Below are 21,461 nucleotides of genomic sequence, written 5' to 3' on the forward strand. Positions count from 1 at the left end.
CGGGAGGGCGGCCTCTGGTCACGCGCGGGCGCGTTCGCGCAGGCGCGTGATGACGAACACCGCGAGCGCGATCGCGACAGCGCCGAGCACCAGGTACTGGAAGATCTCCGCGTAGTCGTTGACGACCTGCCATTTCACGCCGAGCAGGTAACCGGCGGCGACGAAGACCGTGTTCCAGATCAGGCTGCTGAAGATCGGCACGATCCGGCCGAAGAACACGGCCTTGGTGCCGTGCCGGGCGAACCACGCCTCGGTCCGGTCGAAGTCGGCCGCCTTGACCAGCGGGATGCGCACCATCAGCGCGCGCGTGCGGTCCCGGCCGAGCAGGGCACCGACCCAGTACACGATGACGGCACCGGCGACGGAGCCGAGCGTGGTCCAGGCCAGCGCCGCCGGCAGGCTGAAGGTGCCCTGGCTCGCGGAGAACCCGGCGAGCGGCAGCACGAGCTCGCTGGGAATGGGCGGGAACAGGTTGTCCAGGCCGACGATGACGGCGGCTCCGGGGCCGCCGAGGGAGTCCATGAGACCGACGGCCCAGCCGGCGAGTCCCCCGAGCGGTTCGGTCTGTGCGAGGGTGAGATCCATGCCGCCGACGCTAGGAATCCGCGGCCGTGGGGACCATGCGGTGCAGCGCCCGATCATCCTGTGGAAAACCGCAGTTCCCCCGCCGCGGACCGCCGCTAGCCTCGACTCATGACCACAGTGGACCTGCGTCGCCCGCTGCGCGTCACCGCGGGACTGGCGCTCGGCGGGCTGAGCGCGTTCGCCGAGGTGGTCTTCGTCGTGGCCGCCACACTCGCGCTCGCGATACCCCCGGCACGTCCGGCGGTGTTCGCCGCCGCGCGGTGGTTCGCCGAGCGGGAGCGGTCCCGGCTGTGGCGTCACCTGGGCCAGGCGACCCCGGACGACTACCGGGCCGGCCGGGCGCTGCGGTACCTGGCGGCCCGCAGTGTCGTCGGCGGGCTCGGCGCGGGCATCTTCGTGCTGATCGCGCTGGGGCTGGTGACCGCCGCGATCATGGGATGGCAGCAGGTCACCGGGCAGCCGCTGGGTGGCGGCGACCCGATTGGCCGGGACCGCGACTGGTACGACGCCCCCGGCCTGCTGCTCATCGGCGTGCTACTGCTGTTCCTCGCCGTGCAGGGACTCATCGGCGTCGCCGCGCTGGAGCGCAGGCTGGCACGCCACTTTTTCGGCCCCACCAAACAGGAACGGCTGCAGCGCCGCGTCGACGCGCTGACGCACAGCCGGGCCGAAGTCGTTGAAGCGGTCAACGACGAGCGGCGCCGGATCGAACGCGACCTGCACGACGGGGTGCAGCAACGCATCGTGTCGCTGGGCGTGCTGCTCGGTCGCGCGCGGCGGGCGAGCTCGCCGGAACAGGCGGCGGCGTTGTTGCGGCAGGCGCACGAGGAAACCCAGCTCACCCTGCAGGAACTGCGGGACGTCGCGTGGCGGGTGTACCCGGTCGCGCTCGACGACGGCGGTCTGGGTGCTGCGCTGGAAGCACTGGCGGAGCGGTCGAGCGTGCCGGTCGGACTGTCGTACGCGCTGGAGGAGCGGGTGGATCCGGCGACCGAGACGGTCGCCTACTTCGTGGCCTCGGAGGCGGTGACGAACGCTATCAAGCATTCGGCCGCGAGCCGGATCGAGATCGCGGTGGCTCGGTCGGGCAGGATGCTGACGATGACCATCACCGACGACGGCGTGGGTGGCGCCCGCGCGGCCGGGAACGGCCTGTCCGGTTTGGCCCGGCGGGTCGGCGCGGCCGACGGCGCGTTTACAGTGGACAGTCCGCCGGGCGGGCCGACCGTGGTGCGCGCGGAGCTGCCATGCGGGTGATCCTGGCCGAGGACTCGACCCTGCTGCGCGAGGGACTGATCCGCCTGCTCGCCGAGGAGGGGCACGAGGTGCTCGCCGCGGTCGGCGACGCGGCGGCGTTGCTGGCGGAAGTTTCCCGGGTTCGGCCGGACGTGGTGGTGACCGACGTCCGGATGCCGCCGAACCACACGGACGAGGGCCTGCGGGCGGCGCTGGAGATCCGGCGGCGGTGGCCCGGAGTGGGTGTGCTGGTGCTGTCCCAGTACGTCGAGAAGCGGTTCGCGACCGAACTGATCACGGGCGACGGCGGCCGGGTGGGCTACCTGCTCAAGGACCGGGTCATGCAGGTCGGCGAGTTCCTCGACGCGTTGGAGCGGGTCGGATCGGGCGGGGCCGCGTTCGACCCGGAGGTCGTCCGCCGGCTGCTGGCCCGCACCACGCACGCCGACCCGCTCGCCACGCTGACCCCGCGGGAGGGCGAGGTGCTCGCGAAGATGGCCGAGGGGCACACGAACGCCGGCATCGCGGCCAAGTTGTACGTGTCGCAGTCCGCGGTGGAGAAGCACGTGAACGCGATCTTCGACAAGCTGGGTTGAGCCACACGACCGGCTACAGCCGGCGCGTGCTGGCGGTGCTGCGTTACCTGGGCTCCTGACCTGACCGGGTTTCCGCCACGCCGCGAGTTCCCCATCCAGGTCCGGCGCGCGGGGGCGGTGGGGGCTTCGTGAGCGGTAGTCTTGATCTTGAGTCTGATATGTCCGGATCCCCCAGGAGGACCCTGCCCATGTTCAAGCGGATGCTCAGCGCGTTCGGCGTCGGTGGACCGTCCGTCGACACGGTGCTCGACGAACCGCACGCGGTGCCCGGCCAACGGCTCACCGGCCAGGTCCGCATCCAGGGCGGGAGCGCCGACGCAACCATCGACCAGGTCGTCCTGTCCCTGGTCACGCGCGTCGAGATCGAGCACGGCGGGCGGGAGTCCGCGGCCACCGGGGAGTTCCACCGCCAGCTCGTCCAGCAGGGCGTGGGCGTCCCGGCGAACCAGCTGGTCACCGTCCCGTTCGAGCTGCGCCTGCCGTGGGAGACCCCGATCACCGCGGTCGGCGACACGCTCCTGCACGGCATGGCCGTCGGCGTGCGGACCGAGCTGGTGATCGCCGGTGCGCCGGACAAGGGCGACCTCGACCCGGTCCACGTGCACCCGCTCCCCTCGCAGGACCGGGTCCTGGACGCCTTCGGGCAGCTGGGCTTCCGGTTCCGCAACGCCGACGTCGAGGCGGGCCGCCTCTACGGCGTGCCGCAGGAGCTGGGCTTCTACCAGGAGATCGAGTTCTTCCCACCGGCTGGGTTCGCCGGCCGGATCAACGAGGTCGAGCTGACGTTCGTCGCCGGGCCGCACGACCTCGCCGTCGTCCTCGAGGCCGACCGCCGCGGCCGCTTCATGCAGGCCGGTGGTGACTCGTTCGGCCGCTTCCAGATGCCGCACCAGGACGCGGAGACCGCCGACTGGGCCGGGCTGATCAACCAGTGGCTCGGCGAGGCCGCGCAGCGTGGCGGGCACTCCGCCTTCGGCAACCCGGCCTTCGGCGGACACCACGGGGGCTACCCCGGCCAACCCGGTCAGCACGGCCACGGCATGGGCATCGGTGGCATGGTCGCCGGTGCCGCAGCGGGCGTCGTGGGCGGCATGATCATGGGCGAGCTGATCGAGGAGGCCTTCGACTTCGACGGTGGCGAAGAGTAGTTCCTCACACCACGAAGTTCACCATCACCACATCCGCTGCACGCGGCGTGTTGCCACCCCGCACCTGGAACGGCGCCAGGTGAGGACGGCGACTGGTCCACCGGCGCCCACTGTCCGAACTGGACTCCAGAGTGGCCCAGCTGGTGCACCTCGCCTCCGGAACGGACAGCGGGGATGTTCACCGGAGCGGCTTTCGCGGCGTCGTCGGGAAATTGGGGGCCGCGGGCGGATGCGTTGGTACGTGCGGAGTTTCGTTCGCAGGCAGCGCGCCGGCTTCGCGAGCGTCCCGGGCCGGCTCCCCGAGCATGGTCGCTTTTCGCCGGCGCCGACCGTGCACGGGGTCCGGCCCGGCCGATCTTCGTCATGATCCGGATCGCGCGCCGGCCTCGGCCTCGGCGCGCGGGTGGCACCGGCGCCATTCCACGGTCGCCACTCCACCGAGCACCACGTCCACCACCCGCTCCGCCAGCTCGTCGGTGACCGGGAGGTGTCCGAACAGGACGCGGTAGTAGATGGTGGACGCGAGCATGTCCAGCGCCAGATCGAGGTCGAGCTCCGGGTCGAGGTCACCGCGCTCGATGCCGCGCCGCAGCGCCGCCGCCGTGGACGCCCGTCGCTTGTGGAAGTACTCACGCAGGAACAGCTCGGCCAGTTCCGGGTCGTCGGCCAGGTCGGCCACCAGCGCGGGCAGCACCCGGCGCCCGATCCTGGTGGTGAACGCCTCCGTCAGCGAGTGGATGCCCGCGATCAGATCGCAGTGCGTGCAGCCGGTGTCGGGCGTGGGCGTGGCGCCGACCGTGGTCACCAGGGCGTCGACGACCAGGTGCTGACGGCCGCGCCAGCGCCGCCGCAGCGCGGGCTTGCTGGTGCCGGCCCGTGCGGCCACCGCTTCCAGGGTGAGCCCCGCGTAGCCCACCTCGTTCAGCACGTCGACGGCCGCATCGCGCACGGCGACGTCGATGCGGTGGTCGCGCGGCCTGCCGGCGCGGGTGTTCGTCACGGCGTCCAGTCTACCACTTGCGTTACGTTCCGGAACGGAACATAATTGTCCCCGTGTCCATCACCTCGACATCAGAAGGCGTGTTCTCGCCCCGCTACCGCGCCCGCACGGCCGGCATCGTGCTCACCGTGGGACTCGTCGCGCTCGAATCCCTCGGCGTGGCGACCATCCTGCCGGACATCGCGCGCGGGCTCGGTGGCCTCGGCTCCTACGGCTGGGGCCTGGCTGCGTTGATGCTGGCGAACATCGTCGGCACCGTGCTGGCCGGGCACGCCGCCGACCGCGGCGGTCCGGCCCGGCCGCTGGCACTGGGCCTGGTGTCGTTCGCCGCCGGCAGCGTGGTGGCCGGGCTCGCCCCGACGTGGCCGCTGTTCCTGGTCGGCCGGTTCGTGCAGGGGCTCGGCGTGGGCGCGGTGATGGCGATGGCCTACACGCTGATCGGCCTGGTCTACCCCGAACGGCTGCGCGCCCGGATGTTCGCGCTGTTGTCCTCGGCGTGGACCATTCCGTCCCTGGTCGGCCCGGTGGTCGCCGCGACGGTCGCGAGCACGATCGGCTGGCGGTGGGTTTTCCTGTTCATGATCCCGCTGGCCGCGCTGGCCGCCTGGGGCATGCTGCCCGGTCTCGAGCGGCGGGAGCCCGGCCCCGCGGTCACGTCCCGGTGGCGACCGCTGATCGGCAGCATCGCGCTCACCGCCGGCACCGGCCTGCTCCTGGCCGCGCTGGAGCTGCGCACTATCGCCCTGCTGGCGCCGCTCGCCGTGGCCGGGCTGGCGGTCGCCGTGGTCGCGCTGCGGCAGGTCACCCCGGCCGGGACCCTCGCCGTGCGACGGGGCGTACCCGCCGGGGTGGTCGTCCGGTTCCTGCTGTGCGCGGTGTACTTCGGCACCGAGGCGTTCCTCCCACTGGGGCTGACCCAGCTCCGGCACCTCGACGCGTTCGAGGCGGGACTGGGCCTCTCGGCGGGTGCGCTCACCTGGGTGGCCGGGTCCGCGCTGCAGGCCAAGTGGGATCGCCACCGGCGGGTCACCGTGGCGCTGGGGTTCGCGGTTCTGGTCGCCGGCGTCGCGGTGCTGGCGTTCGGTGTGCTCGTGGGCCCGGGACTGCTCGCTGTGCTCGGGTGGGCGATCGGCGGGGTGGGCATGGGGGCTGCGTTCAACGCCGCCACCACCGAGACGCTCGGCCGCACGCCGGAGGAGCAGCAGGGGTCGGTCAGCGCGTCGCTCCAGCTGGCCCAGACACTCGCGACGGCCGTCGCGAGTGGACTCGGCGGTGCGCTGATCGCCCACCAGGGCCCGGTGCCCGGCGCGTTCCTGGTGGTCTTCCTCGGCACCGCGATCCTCGGGCTCGCCGGGGTCGTCGTGGCCCGGCGACTCAGCGGAGCGGACGTGTGATGTAAATCTCCCTCGTTCGCCGCTTGCCGCGAAGATCCCTCCTGGGTTAGCACTCTTAGCAGGAGAGTGCTAACTGAAGAGAGGCCTTGACGGTCCGAGGAGGCAGCTTGAGCAGCGCGCATCGTCCTGCGTGGAAAGCCCGATCTGTTTCGCACCCCGCCGTGCACCGGGACAGCCATGACCGCCCGCTCCGGGTGGCGATGATCGTCCCGCCCTACTTCGACGTTCCGCCGAAGGCGTACGGCGGAGTCGAAGCCGTGGTCGCCGATCTCGCCGACGCCCTCGTCGACCGCGGGCACCGGGTCACCCTCATCGGCGCGGGCCGTCCCGGCACGAAGGCCGGGTTCGTCCCGGTGTGGGAGCGCACCGTTCCCGAACTGCTCGGCCAGCCGTACCCGGAAGTCATGCACGCGATCGCCGCGCGCCGGGCCGTGCAACGCCTCGCCACGAGCGAGGGGGTCGACGTGGTGCACGACCACTCCCTGGCCGGACCGCTCAACGCACCCGCCTACGGGGTGCCGACGGTGGTCACCGTGCACGGGCCGGTGGGCGAGGACATGGCGCGCTACTACTCGGAACTGGGCGACGACGTGCACCTGGTGGCGATCAGCGACCGGCAGCGGGAGCTCGCGCCGGAGCTCAACTGGATCGGCACCGTCCACAACGCACTGCGACTGGCGGACTGGCCCTACGAGTCCGAAAAGGACGACTACGCCCTGTTCCTCGGCCGCTTCCACCCGGACAAGGCGCCGCACCTCGCGCTCGAGGCCGCGCACCGCGCCGGGCTGCGGCTGGTGCTGGCCGGCAAGTGCGCCGAGCCGATCGAAAAGGAGTACTTCGAGCGGGAGGTCCGGCCGCGCCTGACGGACAACGACCACGTGTTCGGCGTCGCCGACGCGACCGCGAAACGGGACCTGCTCGCCAAGGCCCGCTGCCTGCTCTTCCCGATCCAGTGGGAGGAACCGTTCGGCATGGTCATGATCGAGGCGATGGCGTGCGGCACCCCGGTTGTCGCGCTGCGGTCCGGTGCGGTGCCGGAGGTCGTCGTGGACGGCGTCACCGGCCTGGTACGCGACGATCCGGCCGACCTGGTGCAGGCTCTGCACGACGTCCGCCACCTCGACCCGGCCAAGTGCCGCGCGCACGTCGCGGAGCACTTCGACGTCGCCGGGCTCGGAGCCGGCTACGAGACGGCGTACCGGCGGGCCGTCGAGGTCAGCAGCCTCCGCCGCGACTACGCCGCGCTGGACTCGGCGCTCGACCGCGCCTACGACCAGATGGACAACGGCGGCCCGGCGTTGCAGCCGTCCGGAGGGCGATCATGACCCCGGAAGCGTTCAACGCGGGCGAGCCGGTGCCGGTGACCAGCGCGGGCGGCACGGTCACCCTCGTCGAGGGCAGCACGTTCTGCCTGTCCGGGCCGGGCGGCGACATCCAGCCGGGCACCTCGCACGGCCTGTTCTTCCGGGACGCGCGGCTGATCTCGCGGTGGGAGCTGCGGCTGGACGGGCAGCCGCCGCATCCGCTGTCGGTCATCTCGGCGGAGGCGTTCGCGGCGCAGTTCGTGCTGCGCCGCAACCCGAAACCGGGGCAAGCGGACAGCACGCTGCTGCTGGTGCGCGAACGCCTCGTCGGCGACGGTCTCCGGGAAACGATCACCCTGCGGAACCTGGGCCGGGAGAACACCGTCGCGAACCTGACGCTGCACGTCGACGCGGACTTCTCGGACCTGTTCGCGGTCAAGGAGGGCCGGCCCGCGCACGGCGGGGCGGACGCCACGGTCGCTGGTTCGGAACTGCTGCTGCGGGACCGGTCCGACGGCTCCCGCGGCCTGTCGGTCAGTGCCACCGCCGATCCGCTGGCCGCGCCCGGCGTGCTGAACTGGCGCGTCGTCGTGCCCGCGCGCGGCGAGTGGTCGACCGAGATCGTGGTCCAGCCCACCGTCGGGAACCGGCGGGTGCGTCCGCAGTTCGACCGCGGCGAGGAGGTCGAGGCGAGCGGCCCGGCACGCAAGATCCGGGCGTGGCGGGACGTGAGCACGATGATCGCGGCCGACGACCCGGTGCTCACCCAGGTGCTGCAGCGCACCGAGAGCGACCTCGGCGCGCTGCAGATCCACGACACCAGCCAGGACGGCCGTCCGTTCGTCGCCGCCGGCGCCCCCTGGTTCATGACCCTGTTCGGCCGGGACAGCCTGCTCACCGCGTGGATGGCGCTGCCGCTGGACGTCGGCCTCGCGCTCGGCACCCTGGAGACCCTCGCCGAGTTGCAGGGCAAGCGGGTCGACCCGCTGACCGAGGAGGAGCCCGGCCGGATCCTGCACGAGCTGCGGCTCGGCCCGGACAGCGACCAGGTGCTCGGCGGCAGCCACTACTACGGCACGGTCGACGCCTCGCCGCTGTTCGTCATGCTGCTGGCCGAATGCTGGCGCTGGGGCGCGGGCGAGACCGCGGTGCGCGCTCTGCTCCCGGCCGCGGACGCGGCGCTGGACTGGCTGGAGCGCTACGGCGACCGCGACGGCGACGGGTTCGTCGAGTACCGGCGCGCAACCGACCGCGGCCTGCTCAACCAGGGGTGGAAGGACAGCTTCGACGGGATCAACGACGCGGCCGGGCGGCTGGCCACCACGCCGATCGCGCTGTGCGAGGTCCAGGGGTACGCCTACGCGGCCTGGCTGGCGCGCGCCGAACTGGCCGACGCGTTCAACGACCCGGCCACCGCCGCCCGCTGCCGGGAACGGGCCGAGCGGTTGCGCGAGCGGTTCGCGGAGAAGTTCTGGCTGCCCGAGCAGGGCTGGTACGCCGTGGCACTGGACGGGCGCAAGCAGCCGCTGGACGCGTTGACCAGCAACACCACGCACTGCCTGTGGTCGGGCATCGCCACCGACGAGCACGCCGCCGTGCTGATCGAGCGGCTCAGCCGGCCGGAGATGGACAGCGGGTTCGGGTTGCGCACGCTGTCCACGGCGATGGGCGCCTACAACCCGATGAGCTACCACAACGGCTCGGTGTGGCCGCACGACACGGCCATCGCCGTGGCCGGCTTGCTGCGCTATGCGCACCTACCGGGCGCGGTGGAGCTGGCGCAACGCCTCGCGACGGGACTGCTGGACGCGGCGGCCGCGTTCGGCGGGCGGCTGCCCGAGCTGTTCTGCGGTTTCGCCCGGTCGGAGTTCAGTCCCCCGATCCCCTATCCGACGTCGTGTTCGCCGCAGGCGTGGGCGAGTGCGGCGCCGCTGCTGCTCGTACGGTCGTTCCTGGGGCTCGAACCGCACGTCCCGCAGCGGCGGTTGACGGTTCGCCCGCACCTGCCCGAGCGGTGGGGCCGGCTGCGCCTGTCGGATCTGCGGCTGGGCGAGCTGACCGTGCACGTCGAGGCGGACCACGACGTGGCGAAGGTGCGGGGGCTGCCGGAAGGGTGGGACCTGCGGATGACCGGGTGATCCGCATCCCCATGGGCTCGCCGCCGCCATCACGAGCGGGAACTGCCTGGTCGTCGACATGGAGACGATCTCGGCGCTGCGGGCTCCGAGAGCACCGGACATCCCGTAGGTGCTGGCGACGCTGGAGCGGGGCCTGGCCAAGCTCGGACCGCGATCGGGAAAAGCCTTCCCCGTTCCGGCGGGGAGGGCTCTTTACTGTGTGCATGCTGTCGATGCCGGATCCCCTGCCCGAGTTCGGTGACGTGCGGTTGCGCCCGTTCGACGAGGGGGACGTCGACATGCTGATCGACATGTCGGCGGATCCGTACGTGCCGTTGACCGGGACCCTGCCCGCCAACGCGACGCGGGACGAGGCGCTGGCCTACATCCGGCGGCAGCACGGCCGGTTGCGGACGGGGTACGGCTACTCGTTCTGCATCGCCGACCGGCGCAGTGGCGAGCCGTGGGGCCAGATCGGGCTGTGGCTGGCCGGGCTGGACCAGGGGCGGGCATCGGCCGGATACTGCGTCGCACCACGCAGCCGGGGGCGCGGGCTCGCCGGCCAAGCCCTGCGCGCGCTGACGCGGTTCGCCTGGACGATCGACGAGGTGCACCGGGTGGAGCTGTTCATCGAGCCGTGGAACGCGGCATCCGTGCGCACGGCGGAGGCCGCCGGGTACGAGCGGGAGGGGTATCTGCGCAGTTACCGCGAGATCGGCGGACAACGCGTGGACATGCTGTTGTACGCGGCGGTGCGCGGGCGGCACGCGGGCACCCGGCGGCAGGCGCCCGCGTAGCCGGGCGTCACAGCCGCGCGCTGATGTCCTCCTCGGACAGCGCGTCCACCTCCGGGTCGATCTCCGCCACCTGCTCCAGTCGCCCGGCACGGCAACACGACGCCCGGCACGGCAACACGACGCCCGGAGCGGCAAACACGGCGGCCGGGACGGCAAACACGACGCCCGGGACGGCAAACACGACGCCCGGCACGGCAACACGACGCCCGGAGCGGCAAACACGGCGGCCGGGACGGCAAACACGACGCCCGGGACGGCAAACACGACGCCCGGGACGGCAAACACGGCGGCCGGAGCGGCAGACACGGTGCCCGAAACGGCAAACACGGCGGCCGGAACGGCAGACACGGCGGCCGGAGCGGCGAACACGGCGCGCTGTGGGCTAGTCCTTCTTCGCGCGGCTGGGGGCGACGCGGGGCGGCTCGTTCGGCTGTTTCGGGTAGACGGGTGGCCAGGGCGCGTCCATCAGGCCCGCCGCCATGTCCCGTTCGGACATCTCCAGCAGCGGCTCGATGGACTGCGGCCGCGTGTACATCGCGGCCCACGGGTCGCCGCGCCGGGACACCAGCTCCGGTACCGTCGTCAGGGTCAGTTCCGCCGGCTCCACAGTGGACAGCTCGTCCCAGCCGATGGGTGTCGACACCTGCCCACCCGGCCGCGGCCGCACGCACCACGCGCCGAACACCGTCTTGTGCGGTGCGTTCTGGTTGAAGTCCACGAAGACCCGCGCCCCGCGTTCCTCCTTCCACCACTGCGCGGTGATCAGCTCCGGGTGCCGCCGCTCCAGCTCCCGCGCGAGCGCGACGGCGGCGGCACGTACCTGGTACGAGTCCCACCGGGGCTCCAGCGCCACGTACACGTGCAGCCCACGCGAGCCGGTCGTTTTGAGGAACGACGCGATGCCCAGCGAGTCGAGCAGGTCCCTGGCCAGCACCGCCGCCTCCCGGACCTGCGCGAAGCTCACCCCCGGCGACGGGTCGAGGTCGATCCGCAACTCGTCGGTGTACGAGGGCTCCGACGCGCGGTAGGGCCACACGTGGAACCCGATGCACCCGAGGTTCACCGCCCACAGAATGTGTGCCAGGTCGGCCGCCACCAGCGCGTCGGAGGTCGTGCCGTTCGGCGTCGACACGACCGTCGTCCGCACCCAGGACGGCGTGGACTTCGGCACCCGCTTCTGGAACCACGACTTGCCGCTCGCACCGTCCGGGTACCGCTCCAGCAGCAGCGGCCGGTCCCGCAGTGTGTTCATCAGCGGGCCCTCGACCGCCTGGTAGTACCGCACCAGGTCGAGTTTGGTTTCGCCGCGTTCGGCGAAGTACACCTTGTCCGGCGACGAGATGCTGACCTCGGTGCCCTCGATGGGAACGGCGCTCACGCTTTCACCTCGCTGAACAGGGCGGTCAACTCCGCCGGTGGCACCTCTTCCAGCTGGTCGTACCGGCACGACCCGGGTGTCCGGTCGGGCCGGAACCGCACCAGCCGGGTGGCGTGCCGGAACCGGGCGGCCTGCAGGTGGTCGTAGCGGACCTCGGCGACCAGCTCGATCCGCACCGGCTCCCAGGACAGGTCCTTACCGGCGTTCCACCGGCTCTGCGCGCCCGGCATCCGGCGCCCGTCGGGGACGAACGACGCCCATTCGCGCCACGGGTGCTGCTCCATCGCACCCTCGCGCAGCGGTGCCAGCTCGCCGGCCAGTTCACGGCGCCGGGCGGCGGTGAAGCTGCTGGCGACGCCCACGTGGTGCAGCCGGCCGCCGTCGTCGTAGAGGCCGAGCAGCAGCGACCCGACTCCGTTGCCGTCCTTGTGCCACCGGAACCCGGCGACCACGCAGTCGGCGGTGCGCTCGTGCTTGACCTTCCACATCACCCGCTTGTCCTGCTCGTACGGCAGGTCGCCGGGTTTGGCCATCACCCCGTCGAAACCGGCTCCCTCGAAGCGGGTGAACCAGTCCTGCGCCACGTCCGGGTCCAGCGTCATCGGGGTCAGGTGCACCCGGGCGAGGGTGTCGTCGAGAACTCCGTCGAGGACGTGCCGGCGGTCGCGGAACGGCTCGCCGGTGAGGTCGTCGTGGTCGAGGGCGAGGATGTCGAAGGCGACGAAGCTGGCGGGTGTCTCCCCCGCGAGCTTGCGCACCCGGGACGCGGCCGGGTGCAGGCGCAGCTGGAGGCTGTCGAAGTCGAGGCCGTCGCGGGTGACGATGACGATCTCGCCGTCGACCACGCAGCGCGGCGGCAAGGCCGCCTTGAGCAGATCGACCAGCTCGGGGAAGTACCTGGTCAGGGGCCGATCGTTGCGCGAGCCCAGCTCGACCTCATCCCCGTCGCGGAACACCACGCAGCGGAACCCGTCCCACTTCGGCTCGTAGTGCAGGCCGGGTTCGCGGGGCATCTCGTGCACGGCCTTCGCCAGCATCGGCTTGACGGGCGGCATCACGGGCAGGTCCACACGCAAGACTCTAGGCCGGAAAAATTCCGCGCGCGCCATGTCGAAAACGGCGGGCCCGCTCCGGACCTCCTTCCGAGACCGGCCCGACCAGGAAGGATGGCCCCCATGAAGTACATGGCGATTCTCTACGGCAACCAGGAGTTGTGGGACTCGATCACGCCCGCGCAGTGGCAGGAGGCCATCGCCGCGCAGGACGAGTTCAACCGGAAGTACTTCGCGACCGGCGAGTTGCTCGGCGCCTACGGGCTCGGGGACGCGCCGAAGGTGGTCCGGGTGCGTGATGGGCAGCCGGCCGTGACCGATGGGCCGTACCTGGAGACCAAGGAGTACCTGGGCAGCGTGGCGATGCTGGAGGTGGACAGCGAGGAGCGGGCGCTGGAGATCGCGGCGGACAACCCGTTCGCCGCGTTCCGGCAGGTGGAGGTGTGGCCGGTGCTGCACGGTGGCGAAAAGTGATCGAGGACCTGCTGCGCGAGCTGGCGCCGCAGGTCCTCGCCATCCTCATGCGCCGCTACGGCGGGCTCGACACGTGTGAGGACGCGGTGCAGGAGGCGCTGCTCGCGGCCGCGACGCAGTGGGCCGGGAGCGGGGTGCCGGACAACCCGCGCGGCTGGCTGCTGACGGTCGCGACGCGGCGCCTCACCGACTGGATGCGCAGCGACAGCGCCCGGCGCCGCCGGGAGGACGAGGACCTGATGGCCACGCCGGCGGCGCTGCTCGTTGCACCGGGCGCGGACGAGCGCGGCCCCGGTGATGTGGACGACACGCTGACGCTGCTGTTCCTGTGCTGTCATCCGGCGCTGTCGGCGCCGTCGCAGATCGCGTTGACGCTGCGGGCTGTCGGCGGCCTGACGACGGCGGAGATCGCGAAGGCGTTCTTCGTGCCGGAGGCGACGATGGCGCAGCGGATCAGCCGGGCCAAGCAGAAGGTGAAGGGCGCCCGGTTCGCACCGCCACCTCCGGAGGAGCGGGACGAGCGGCTGGCCGCGGTCCTGCACGTGCTGTACCTGATGTTCAACGAGGGGTACACGGCCACGGCCGGGCCGGAGTTGCAGCGCGAGGACCTGGCGGCCGAGGCGATCCGGCTGACGCGCCTGGTGCGGCGGCTGTTGCCGTCGGACTGGGAGGTCGCGGGCCTGCTGGCGCTGATGCTGCTGACCCACGCGCGGCGCGCGGCCCGCACCGCCGCCGGCGAGCTCGTCCCGTTGTCCGAACAGGACCGCCGGTTGTGGGACCGGGCACTGATCGAGGAGGGGGTCGCGCTGGTGAGCGAGGCGCTGGCGCGGACCCGCCGGCTCGGCGCCTACCAGCTGCAGGCAGCGATCGCCGCGGTGCACGACGAGGCGGCGAGCGACGAGGAGACGGACTGGCCGCAGGTGCTGGCGCTGTACACGGTGCTGGAGCGGGTGGCACCGAACCCGATGGTGACGCTGAACAAGGCGGTGGCGGTGGCGATGACGTCCGGACCGCTGGCCGGGCTGGAGCTGGTGGACGCGCTCGCGGCGGACGACCGGCTGGCCAGGCACCACCGGTTGCACGCGGTGCGCGCGCACCTGCTCGACCGCGCCGGGCAGCTCGCGGCGGCACGGGAGGAGTACCTGCTGGCCGCGAAGTACACGACGAGCCTCCCGGAGCAGCGGTACCTCCACCGACGGGCGAGACGAACCGTCTAAGTAATGGACATCCCGTATAAACTGGCGCCATGCTCGATCTCGAAGCCATCAGGAGCGCCGCCAAGCGGATCGACGGCGTGGCCCATCGGACGCCGGTGCTGACCTCCACCACCCTCGACCACCGCAGCGGCACGACCGCGTTCCTCAAGGCCGAGAACTTCCAGCGCATCGGCGCCTTCAAGTTCCGCGGCGCCTACAACGCGATCTCCCAGCTGACCCCAGAACAGCTCGGCAAGGGCGTTGCGGCGTACTCGTCCGGCAACCACGCCCAGGCGGTCGCATTGGCGGCCCGGCTGACGGGGACGACCGCGGTCATCCTGATGCCGGAGGACGCCCCGGCGTCGAAACTCCAGGCCACCCGCGAGTACGGCGCCGAGGTGGTCACCTACGACCGCTACAGCGGTGACCGCGAGGCGATCGGAGCCGAGCTCGCGCGGGAGCGTGGCCTGACCCTCATCCCGCCCTACGAGCACCCGCACATCATGGCCGGTCAGGGCACCGTCGCGCTCGAACTGCTCGAGGAGACCGGTCCGCTGGACACCCTGGTCGTGCCGATCGGCGGCGGCGGGCTGATGGCCGGGTGTGCGACCGCGGCCAAGGGTCTGCAGCCGGGTATCCGGGTGATCGGCGTGGAACCCGAACAGGCCGACGACACCCGGCGGTCCCTCGCGGCCGGTGACCGGGTGCGCATCCCGGTTGCCCGCACCATCGCCGACGGGCTGGCCGCCGACATCCCGGGCGAACTGACGTTCTCCGTCAACCGGCGGCTCGTCGACGACGTCCTCGTGGTCGGCGACGACGAGATCCGCCAGGCGATGCGGTTCGCGTTCGAGCGGCTGAAGATCGTGCTCGAACCGAGCGGGGCAACCTCGCTCGCCGCGCTGCTCCAGGGCACCCTGTCCGGCCGTGTCGGGGTGGTGCTCTCCGGCGGCAACATCGGGGTCGAGCGGTTCCGCGAGCTGCTGGCCTGATCCGCGGCGCTACCGCCGGTCCCGCAGCGCCGCCGCCGGCCCCGCCACCGCGGCGGTCACCAGCACGGCCGACAGCAGCGCCCAGCGCAGCCCTACCCACCCGGCCAGCGCCCCGATGATCGCCGGCTCGATCAGGAACCCGGCGTACCCGCAGGCCGCCACGGCCGCGACGGCCCGGCCGGGTGCGTCGGACTGCGCGCGTCCGGCCGCGCTCCAGGCGACCGGCACGATCCCCGCCACCCCGATGCCGACCACGGCGAACCCGAGCAGCCCGGCGACCGGCACCGGCACCCCGATCACGATCACGAACCCGCACACCGCGACCGCGGACGCCAGCCGCAGGAAACGCACCGGCCCGACCCGGGCGACGACCCGGTCGGTCGCCAGCCGCACCACGATCATCGTCAGCGAGAACGTGAAGTAGCCGAGTGACGCGACGGCGGGGCCGGCCGCCGCGACGTCGGTCAGGTACACCGCGCCCCAGCTGTTGACCGCGCCCTCGGCCACGAAGCCGCAGAACGCCACCACCCCGAGCGGCACCAGCGCCCGGCCGGGCCACGCGAACGCGGGCCCGCCCTGACCGCGGTCGGGTCCGCGGAGGAACCCGGTGCGCACCGCCCACAACGCGACCGCCAGCAGAACCGCCCCCGCCACCGGGAAGTGCGTGGTCACCGGCACGTGCCAGGTCTCCATGAGGGCGTCGGCCCCGGATCCGGCGAGACCGCCGATGTTCCAGAACGCGTGGAACCCGGCGAAGATCGGCCGCCCGTAGCCGTCCTCGACACGCGCGGCGTGGGCGTTCATCGCGACGTCGAGGGTGCTGTTGCCGATCCCGAGCACCACCAGCGCGGCGACGAACACCGGCACGCTCGGCGCGAACGCCACCAGAGGCAGCCCGCCGCACAGCACGACCGCGCCGAGCAGGGTCGCCGCCCGGCTGCCCGTGCGGGTGATGAGCGCGCCCGCCACGAGCAACGCCACCACCGACCCGGCGGCGAGGCCGAACAGCCCGGCGGCGAGCTGCCCGGTGCTGAGCCCGAGCCGCTCCTGGACGGCCGGCACCCGCGCGAGCCAGGTCCCGAACGCCGCGCCGCAGACCGCGAACACCACCGACACCGCCCGGCGGGCGCGCCCGAGTTCCCCGTTCATGATCAGAACGGTAGTGCGCCAGCCGGAATTCGTTGTCTTGCCTGATGACGGCGCCGGAAAACGAGTGGGTCCTGACCGAAGAGATCATAATGCAGATGGAGTTCTGGCCTCCAGGATCGAGGCGCTCCGCTTCGCCAGCTTTCTGATACTCCTGCTGGGATCCCTCTTGGCCATGGCCCTGAGCAGTTCAGCGAAGCGTGGCCAACCCGCGTGCATGATCGCCTCGATCCCGGCAGCTCGTACCTCCTCCGAGTGATGCTCGACGGCAGCGAAGAAGGCAGCTACCCACGGCTCCGCGATCTCCCCCGGGGCGCCGAGGCCGGCCCGGATCAGAGCGGTTGCGTGCTCGCCCGGGTCTGACGCGGCGGACACGGCGCCGATCAGCTCCTCATCGGTCCACACGTCAAGCCCAGAGAACTCCAGGCTCACACGTGGCAATTCCAAGAAGTGAACAGCGGCTTCCCGGCCGAGCATGCTCCACACGGCCAGGTATGCGAGCTGGCGCTCGGGGAATTGGTACAGGGCGACGAACACGCCCGCGGCGAGCTGCCACGCCGACCGCCACGGCGTGCCCGTCGAGGGCTCGGCGGGCAGTTCTGCAGCGAAGGACCAACCCACCTCGGCGGCATTCGCGGCGAACTGCTCCACGCAGTCGTACTCCTTCAGGACCAGCCGGCGAGACCGGTACCACCTCATACCCAACTCCTCGCTCACCGCCTGGGCAGACAGGGCAGTGATCTTCGGAGATCCTCGGTGGTCCGCAGTTACCGCCTCTTCGCCGGTCCACAACCGAGAATGATCAGCGGCCGGAGATCTATTTTTGCCCCGAACGTCGAGAAGGGGATTTCTTTTCCTCGTTTGCCGGGAATTGTCGCGGGTAGCCGCGCGAAATCGGATTTGGAGGAGGATCGATGAGCCAGCAAACCAGCAGTTCGCCGCCGCAGGCGGTGCGTGATCAGGCCACGGAGTCCGGCAGCCACGTTGCCGGAACCGCGGCGGATCAGGCGAAAGAGGTCGCGTCCGAGGCGCAGCGGCAGGCGCGGAATCTGACCGAACAGGGCGCTGATCAATTGCGCGAACAGGCGCGGAAAAGCCAGCAGAAAGCGGCGGGAAATCTGCATTCGATCGCGGATCAGCTGGGTCAGATGTCGGACCGTTCGGAGTCCGGGATCGCCCAGGACGTCGTCCGCGAGGTCGCCCAGCGGGCGAAGAAGGTGGCGTCGTGGCTCGACTCGCGCGAGCCGGGCGATCTGGCCGACGAGGTGCGTGACTTCGCGCGGCGCAAGCCCGGCCTGTTCCTCGCCGGCGCGGCCGTCGCGGGTCTGCTCGCGGGCCGGCTGACCAGAGGCGTCGCGGCGGCGGTGAGCGACCAGGGCGGCAGCGCACCCCAGCCTCGCTCGCCCGCGGACACCTCGGCGACCACCGGTACGCCGACCCAGGCCGCCACACCCCCAGCAGCCACACCCACACCGACCACAGCGACCACGCCGGCCACCGGCTACCCGGCGGAAGGGGCGTACGCCCCTCCGGCGACCGGTGAGTACAGCGGACAACACCGGGCGGAGCCCTCATGACCTACTCACAACCACCCGGGCAGGGCCCGGACGTCGGCGACGTGTCGGTCGGCCGCCTGATGAGCAACATTTCCCAGGACCTGTCCACGCTGGTGCGCCAGGAGCTGGAGCTGGCGAAGGCCGAGGTGAAGGCCGAAGCCAAGCAGGCGGGGAAGGGCGCGGGCATGCTCGGCGGCGCGGGTTTCGGCGGCTACATGGTGCTGCTGTTCCTGTCGATCGCGTTGTGGTGGGGCTTGTCGAACGCGATGGACCAGAGCTGGGCGGCGCTCATCGTCGCCGCGGTGTGGGCCGTGATCGCCGGTGTGCTGTACGCCCTGGGCCGCAACCGGATGCGCCGCGTGGACCCGGTTCCGGAGCGGACCGTGGACAGCCTGAAGCAAATGCCGGACCAGTTGAGGAGGACGACGTGAGCACCGATCCGGATCGCCTTCGGCAGGAAATCGAAGGCACCCAACAGAATCTCGGCCGGGACGTGGACGCGCTGGCCGAGAAGGTCACGCCGAGCCGCGTCGTGCAGCGGCGGGTGCACCACGCCCGCGGTCTGGCGCAGAACCTGAAGGAGCGGGTGATGGGCAGCACTTCCAGCGGCGTGCAAGCGGCCACCGACCGGATGCACCAGGCGGCGGACACCGCGACGTCCTCGGTTTCGGAGGGAATCCAGGAGGCACCGCAGACCGTGCGGCGCCAGACCGAGGGCAACCCGCTGGCGGCGGGGCTGATCGCGTTCGGCGCGGGGTGGCTCGTGTCGTCGTTGTTCCCGGCCAGCCGCCCGGAGCGGGAGCTGGGCGGGCAGGTCAAGGACACGGCGCAGGGCATGGCGGGGCCGCTCGGTTCCGCGGCGCAGGACATGAAGGAGAACCTGCGCGGCCCGGCGCAGCAGGCGGTCGAGTCGGTGAAGTCCACCGCCGGTGACGCGGCCTCGACCGTGGCGGACGAGACCAAGTCCGCCGCGCAGGACGTGAAGGAGACGGCGCAGAACCGTTAGGGCGGCTGCGCGCACGGTGCCTGGTGGGCGGGGGCCACCAGGCACCGTGGTGTCCGGACGACGTCGGTCACCCGGCGCGTCGTCCCGCCACGAGGCAGGTCCGGCAGATGGTCGTCGTCGAAATGCCCGACCGGACATGCCTCCCCGCTGCCCCGGCCGGGTCAACGAGGACACCCCGACGGGCGTCGTGACCGCCGCCGGTTCGACCCTCCGCAAAACCGCTCCACACCGATCGGTCAGTCCTTGGTACCTCAGGTACTCAATCAGGCAACGAACGTTCATTTGCGCAGTACGCTCGGCTCATGGGGACCTCCACAGCGCGCACCACCGCGGCCGACCGCGTCCGTGCGGCGGCGGTCGACCTGTTCTTCGAGCAGGGCTACGGCCGCACCAGCGTCCGGCACATCACGGCGGCGCTGCGGCTCACCTCGGGCGCGCTCTACAACCACTACCGCTCGAAGGAAGAACTGCTCTACTCCATCGTGTCGCGCACCCACGCCGATGCCGAGCGCGTCACCGCCGACGCGATCCTGCGCGCGGGGGACGACCCGGCCCGTCAGCTCGCGGAAGTGGCCCGGGCGCTGACCACGTTCTCGGCCACCTACCGCAAGGAAACCTCGATCAGCCACGCGGAGTGGCGCAACCTGCCCGAGCCGCAGGCAGCCGAGATGCGGGGCAGCCGCCTGCGGCTCGGTCACCTCGTCGAGCGGCTGCTGGAACGCGGGATCCGCACCGGCGTGTTCCAGGGCACGGCCGACAACGGCCTGCTCGCGAAGATGCTGCTGAGCACGTGGACCGAGGTGGGCCGCTGGTACCACCCCGGCGGCCACCTCAGCGTCTCGAACCTCGCGGACGAATACGCCCTGCTCGCGCTGCGCACGGCCGGTGCGGCCGCGCCCATCAGTGTTGAGCGATTCGCTCCTGCTTGACGCGGAGACCGACGGCCTCCCGATCCCACGTGTCGGTGGTGACGCCGGCCGACCGCAACCGATGCTTCTCGATCTTGCTCGTGGGCGTCTTGGGCAGCTCGTCGAGCACCCGGATGTACCGCGGCACCATGAAGTGCGCCATCCGGTCGGACAGGAACGCCAGCAGCTCGGCCGGATCGACGGTGGCCCCGTCGACCGGTGCGACGACGGCCAACACGTCGTCCTCGCCGTGCGGGCTGGGCACCGCGACGACCGCCGCTTCCCGCACCGCCGGATGGGCCAGGATCTCCGCCTCCACGTCGAACGAGGAGATGTTCTCGCCGCGCCGCCGGATCGCGTCCTTGACCCGGTCGACGAAGAAGTACTCGCCGTCGGGGCTGCGGCGGAAGGCGTCGCCGGTGTGGAACCAGCCGTTCCGCCACGCTCGTGCCGTCGCCTCCGGCATGCCCCAGTAGCCGGAGTTCATCGCCCACGGCCGGTCGGTGCGCAGCACCAGCTCGCCCACCGTCCCGTCGGGGACCTCCCGGTCGAACTCGTCGACGAGCCGCGCCTGCACACCGCGGCGGACCCGGCCGCACGTCGCGGGGGTCGTCGGATCGTCCTCGGAAATGATCGGGATCGACGTCTCGGTCATATTGAACAGGGCGGTCACCCGCACCCCGAAGCGCGCGGCGAAACCCGCCACGTCGTCGTTCAGCGGCACCATGAAGACGTGCCGCAGCGGGTGGTCGCGGTCGCCGGGCGCGGGCGGCTGCTTGGCGAGGAAGGTCGCCATCACGCCGAGCAGCGTCACGTGGGTGGTCCCGGTGGTGCGCACCAGGTCCCAGAACCGGCCGGTGTCGAACCGGTCGACGACCGCGATCGACGCACCCTTCAGCAGGGCTGCGTAGCAGCCGATCGTGCCGCCGGCGTGGAACAGCGGCAGGTTGATCATGTACCGGTCCTCGCTGCCGAACCGCTCGTCGAACGCCGCGGCCGCGGTCGTCGCGACGTGCGCGTAGGAACACACCACGCCCTTCGACGGTCCGGTGGTACCGCTGGTCAGGATGATCGCGTAGGGGTCCCACGGCTGGACCGTTTCCACGGGCACCACGTCCGGGCCGTCGTCCGTCCAGTCCTTCTTGGTCAGCGGCACGACGTGGTCCAGCTGGCCACCCTCCAATGTGGCCAGACGCGGCACCAGGTCCGGGTGGGCGACCATCACGCGCGCACCGGACAACCGGATCGCGTGCTGGAGCAGACCACCCCGGTAGGCCGGGTTCAGCGGCATGTAGATGGCGCCGAGCAGGTTCGCCCCGTACCAGACGCGCAGCGCGTCCGGCCCGTTCGGCAGCCAGGACAGGACCCGGTCACCGGGCTGGACACCCAGCGCGGCCAGCTGCCGGGCCACGGCGTTCGCGGCGCGCCAGGTCTCGGCGTAGGTCCAGCGGCTGCCGTCCTGGAACACCGCGTGGACGGCGTCCCCGCGCTCCCGCGCGTGCCGGTGCAACAGCGGCCCCAGCACGCACTGCTCCGGCTCGGGCACGGTCGAACTCCACCAGTCCATCTCGTCCAT

General features: G+C 71.7%; 22 protein-coding genes and 1 pseudogene. 14 read left to right on the forward strand and 9 right to left on the reverse strand.

Features of this window, described 5'->3' with window-relative positions; translation table 11 throughout:
* Positions 1–18: 18 nt before the first annotated feature.
* A complete protein-coding gene (locus FHX46_RS26315; protein ID WP_167120239.1) occupies positions 19–585 on the reverse strand; it encodes a DedA family protein in 567 nt (188 codons plus the stop codon).
* A gap of 108 nt (positions 586–693) precedes the next feature.
* Here FHX46_RS26315 and FHX46_RS26320 point away from each other — a divergent pair, with 108 nt between their 5' ends.
* The 3 genes and pseudogenes from FHX46_RS26320 (at position 694) to FHX46_RS26330 (ending at position 3,565) form a co-directional block, all read left to right on the forward strand.
* Positions 694–1,842 carry a sensor histidine kinase gene (locus tag FHX46_RS26320; RefSeq protein ID WP_167120242.1) on the forward strand — a complete coding sequence of 383 codons (1,149 nt, stop codon included), beginning with the start codon at positions 694–696 and terminating at the stop codon, positions 1,840–1,842.
* A pseudogene (locus tag FHX46_RS26325) lies at positions 1,833–2,476 on the forward strand (response regulator transcription factor). The gene FHX46_RS26320 and the pseudogene FHX46_RS26325 overlap by 10 nt, the downstream one beginning before the upstream one ends.
* Before the next feature lie 129 nt (positions 2,477–2,605).
* On the forward strand, positions 2,606–3,565 hold the full coding sequence (locus FHX46_RS26330; RefSeq protein ID WP_167120245.1) for a sporulation protein: 960 nt from the start codon (positions 2,606–2,608) through the stop codon (positions 3,563–3,565).
* Positions 3,566–3,926: 361 nt separating this feature from the next.
* Here FHX46_RS26330 and FHX46_RS26335 read toward each other — a convergent pair whose 3' ends face one another.
* Positions 3,927–4,565 carry a TetR/AcrR family transcriptional regulator gene (locus FHX46_RS26335; protein WP_167120248.1) on the reverse strand — a complete coding sequence of 213 codons (639 nt, stop codon included), beginning with the start codon at positions 4,563–4,565 and terminating at the stop codon, positions 3,927–3,929.
* Between the two features lie 53 nt (positions 4,566–4,618).
* Between FHX46_RS26335 and FHX46_RS26340 the strand changes: the two genes are divergently transcribed.
* The 4 genes from FHX46_RS26340 (at position 4,619) to FHX46_RS26355 (ending at position 10,177) form a co-directional block, all read left to right on the forward strand.
* A complete protein-coding gene (locus tag FHX46_RS26340; protein WP_167120251.1) occupies positions 4,619–5,959 on the forward strand; it encodes an MFS transporter in 1,341 nt (446 codons plus the stop codon).
* A 161-nt stretch (positions 5,960–6,120) separates the two neighbouring features.
* Positions 6,121–7,284 carry a glycosyltransferase family 4 protein gene (locus FHX46_RS26345; protein ID WP_167120254.1) on the forward strand — a complete coding sequence of 388 codons (1,164 nt, stop codon included), beginning with the start codon at positions 6,121–6,123 and terminating at the stop codon, positions 7,282–7,284.
* A complete protein-coding gene (locus FHX46_RS26350; RefSeq protein ID WP_167120257.1) occupies positions 7,281–9,401 on the forward strand; it encodes an amylo-alpha-1,6-glucosidase in 2,121 nt (706 codons plus the stop codon). Before FHX46_RS26345 ends, FHX46_RS26350 begins: the two co-directional genes overlap by 4 nt.
* Before the next feature lie 212 nt (positions 9,402–9,613).
* On the forward strand, positions 9,614–10,177 hold the full coding sequence (locus tag FHX46_RS26355; RefSeq protein WP_243871344.1) for a GNAT family N-acetyltransferase: 564 nt from the start codon (positions 9,614–9,616) through the stop codon (positions 10,175–10,177).
* Positions 10,178–10,184: 7 nt separating this feature from the next.
* On the opposite strand, the gene FHX46_RS26360 is transcribed toward FHX46_RS26355, so the two are convergent.
* From FHX46_RS26360 to FHX46_RS26370, 3 genes are all read right to left on the reverse strand, one after another.
* On the reverse strand, positions 10,185–10,370 hold the full coding sequence (locus FHX46_RS26360; RefSeq protein WP_167120262.1) for a hypothetical protein: 186 nt from the start codon (positions 10,368–10,370) through the stop codon (positions 10,185–10,187).
* Positions 10,371–10,559: 189 nt separating this feature from the next.
* The gene (gene ligD / locus FHX46_RS26365) at positions 10,560–11,555 is read right to left on the reverse strand and encodes a non-homologous end-joining DNA ligase (protein WP_167120265.1); all 996 of its coding nucleotides are present in this window, start codon (positions 11,553–11,555) and stop codon (positions 10,560–10,562) included.
* Positions 11,552–12,625 carry an ATP-dependent DNA ligase gene (locus FHX46_RS26370; RefSeq protein WP_313886252.1) on the reverse strand — a complete coding sequence of 358 codons (1,074 nt, stop codon included), beginning with the start codon at positions 12,623–12,625 and terminating at the stop codon, positions 11,552–11,554. The genes ligD and FHX46_RS26370 overlap by 4 nt, the downstream gene beginning before the upstream one ends.
* A 105-nt stretch (positions 12,626–12,730) precedes the next feature.
* On the opposite strand from FHX46_RS26370, the gene FHX46_RS26375 reads away from it, so the two are divergent.
* Genes FHX46_RS26375 through FHX46_RS26385 form a run of 3 tightly spaced genes read left to right on the forward strand, consistent with a single transcriptional unit; the run spans position 12,731 to position 15,269 of the window.
* Positions 12,731–13,081, forward strand: a complete 351-nt coding sequence (locus tag FHX46_RS26375) for a YciI family protein (RefSeq protein ID WP_167120268.1) — start codon at positions 12,731–12,733, stop codon at positions 13,079–13,081.
* Positions 13,078–14,298: an RNA polymerase sigma factor gene (locus tag FHX46_RS26380; protein ID WP_167120270.1), complete on the forward strand. Its 1,221-nt coding sequence runs from the start codon at positions 13,078–13,080 to the stop codon at positions 14,296–14,298. Before FHX46_RS26375 ends, FHX46_RS26380 begins: the two co-directional genes overlap by 4 nt.
* Positions 14,299–14,327: 29 nt before the next feature.
* The gene (locus FHX46_RS26385) at positions 14,328–15,269 is read left to right on the forward strand and encodes a pyridoxal-phosphate dependent enzyme (RefSeq protein WP_167120273.1); all 942 of its coding nucleotides are present in this window, start codon (positions 14,328–14,330) and stop codon (positions 15,267–15,269) included.
* Between the two features lie 9 nt (positions 15,270–15,278).
* Here FHX46_RS26385 and FHX46_RS26390 read toward each other — a convergent pair whose 3' ends face one another.
* From FHX46_RS26390 to FHX46_RS28680, 3 genes are all read right to left on the reverse strand, one after another.
* Complete coding sequence (locus FHX46_RS26390; protein WP_167120276.1) at positions 15,279–16,418, reverse strand: MFS transporter; 1,140 nt, start codon at positions 16,416–16,418, stop codon at positions 15,279–15,281.
* A gap of 84 nt (positions 16,419–16,502) precedes the next feature.
* Positions 16,503–17,066, reverse strand: coding sequence for a hypothetical protein (locus FHX46_RS26395; protein ID WP_167120279.1), 564 nt, complete (start codon positions 17,064–17,066; stop codon positions 16,503–16,505).
* Positions 17,067–17,182: 116 nt separating this feature from the next.
* Positions 17,183–17,539: a hypothetical protein gene (locus tag FHX46_RS28680; RefSeq protein WP_243871345.1), complete on the reverse strand. Its 357-nt coding sequence runs from the start codon at positions 17,537–17,539 to the stop codon at positions 17,183–17,185.
* 24 nt (positions 17,540–17,563) lie between these two features.
* Between FHX46_RS28680 and FHX46_RS28685 the strand changes: the two genes are divergently transcribed.
* The 4 genes from FHX46_RS28685 to FHX46_RS26415 all read left to right on the forward strand — a co-directional run bounded on the left by FHX46_RS28685 (position 17,564) and on the right by FHX46_RS26415 (position 19,906).
* Positions 17,564–17,992, forward strand: a complete 429-nt coding sequence (locus tag FHX46_RS28685; RefSeq protein WP_243871346.1) for a hypothetical protein — start codon at positions 17,564–17,566, stop codon at positions 17,990–17,992.
* Positions 17,989–18,402 carry a phage holin family protein gene (locus FHX46_RS26405; protein WP_167120282.1) on the forward strand — a complete coding sequence of 138 codons (414 nt, stop codon included), beginning with the start codon at positions 17,989–17,991 and terminating at the stop codon, positions 18,400–18,402. The genes FHX46_RS28685 and FHX46_RS26405 overlap by 4 nt, the downstream gene beginning before the upstream one ends.
* Complete coding sequence (locus tag FHX46_RS26410) at positions 18,399–18,977, forward strand: DUF3618 domain-containing protein (RefSeq protein ID WP_167120285.1); 579 nt, start codon at positions 18,399–18,401, stop codon at positions 18,975–18,977. Before FHX46_RS26405 ends, FHX46_RS26410 begins: the two co-directional genes overlap by 4 nt.
* A 302-nt stretch (positions 18,978–19,279) precedes the next feature.
* Positions 19,280–19,906: a TetR/AcrR family transcriptional regulator gene (locus FHX46_RS26415; RefSeq protein ID WP_167120288.1), complete on the forward strand. Its 627-nt coding sequence runs from the start codon at positions 19,280–19,282 to the stop codon at positions 19,904–19,906.
* Here FHX46_RS26415 and FHX46_RS26420 read toward each other — a convergent pair.
* On the reverse strand, positions 19,878–21,461 hold the full coding sequence (locus tag FHX46_RS26420) for an AMP-binding protein (protein WP_208400292.1): 1,584 nt from the start codon (positions 21,459–21,461) through the stop codon (positions 19,878–19,880). The two genes, FHX46_RS26415 and FHX46_RS26420, sit on opposite strands and share 29 nt — an antisense overlap.

The organism is Amycolatopsis viridis (assembly GCF_011758765.1).
GTDB lineage: Bacteria > Actinomycetota > Actinomycetes > Mycobacteriales > Pseudonocardiaceae > Amycolatopsis_E > Amycolatopsis_E viridis.

Excerpts from the sequence above, each read along its gene's own strand:
- FHX46_RS26355 (WP_243871344.1), top strand. The coding sequence starts at position 9,614 with ATGCCGGATCCCCTGCCCGAGTTCGGTGACGTGCGGTTGCGCCCGTTC.
- FHX46_RS28680 (WP_243871345.1), bottom strand. The coding sequence starts at position 17,539 with ATGCAGATTTCCCGCCGCTTTCTGCTGGCTTTTCCGCGCCTGTTCGCG.
- FHX46_RS26385 (WP_167120273.1), top strand. The coding sequence starts at position 14,328 with ATGCTCGATCTCGAAGCCATCAGGAGCGCCGCCAAGCGGATCGACGGC.
- FHX46_RS28685 (WP_243871346.1), top strand. The coding sequence starts at position 17,564 with ATGTCGGACCGTTCGGAGTCCGGGATCGCCCAGGACGTCGTCCGCGAG.
- FHX46_RS26320 (WP_167120242.1), top strand. The coding sequence starts at position 694 with ATGACCACAGTGGACCTGCGTCGCCCGCTGCGCGTCACCGCGGGACTG.
- FHX46_RS26415 (WP_167120288.1), top strand. The coding sequence starts at position 19,280 with ATGGGGACCTCCACAGCGCGCACCACCGCGGCCGACCGCGTCCGTGCG.
- FHX46_RS26405 (WP_167120282.1), top strand. The coding sequence starts at position 17,989 with ATGACCTACTCACAACCACCCGGGCAGGGCCCGGACGTCGGCGACGTG.
- FHX46_RS26375 (WP_167120268.1), top strand. The coding sequence starts at position 12,731 with ATGAAGTACATGGCGATTCTCTACGGCAACCAGGAGTTGTGGGACTCG.
- FHX46_RS26390 (WP_167120276.1), bottom strand. The coding sequence starts at position 16,418 with ATGAACGGGGAACTCGGGCGCGCCCGCCGGGCGGTGTCGGTGGTGTTC.
- FHX46_RS26420 (WP_208400292.1), bottom strand. The coding sequence starts at position 21,461 with ATGGACGAGATGGACTGGTGGAGTTCGACCGTGCCCGAGCCGGAGCAG.
- FHX46_RS26315 (WP_167120239.1), bottom strand. The coding sequence starts at position 585 with ATGGATCTCACCCTCGCACAGACCGAACCGCTCGGGGGACTCGCCGGC.
- FHX46_RS26350 (WP_167120257.1), top strand. The coding sequence starts at position 7,281 with ATGACCCCGGAAGCGTTCAACGCGGGCGAGCCGGTGCCGGTGACCAGC.
- FHX46_RS26330 (WP_167120245.1), top strand. The coding sequence starts at position 2,606 with ATGTTCAAGCGGATGCTCAGCGCGTTCGGCGTCGGTGGACCGTCCGTC.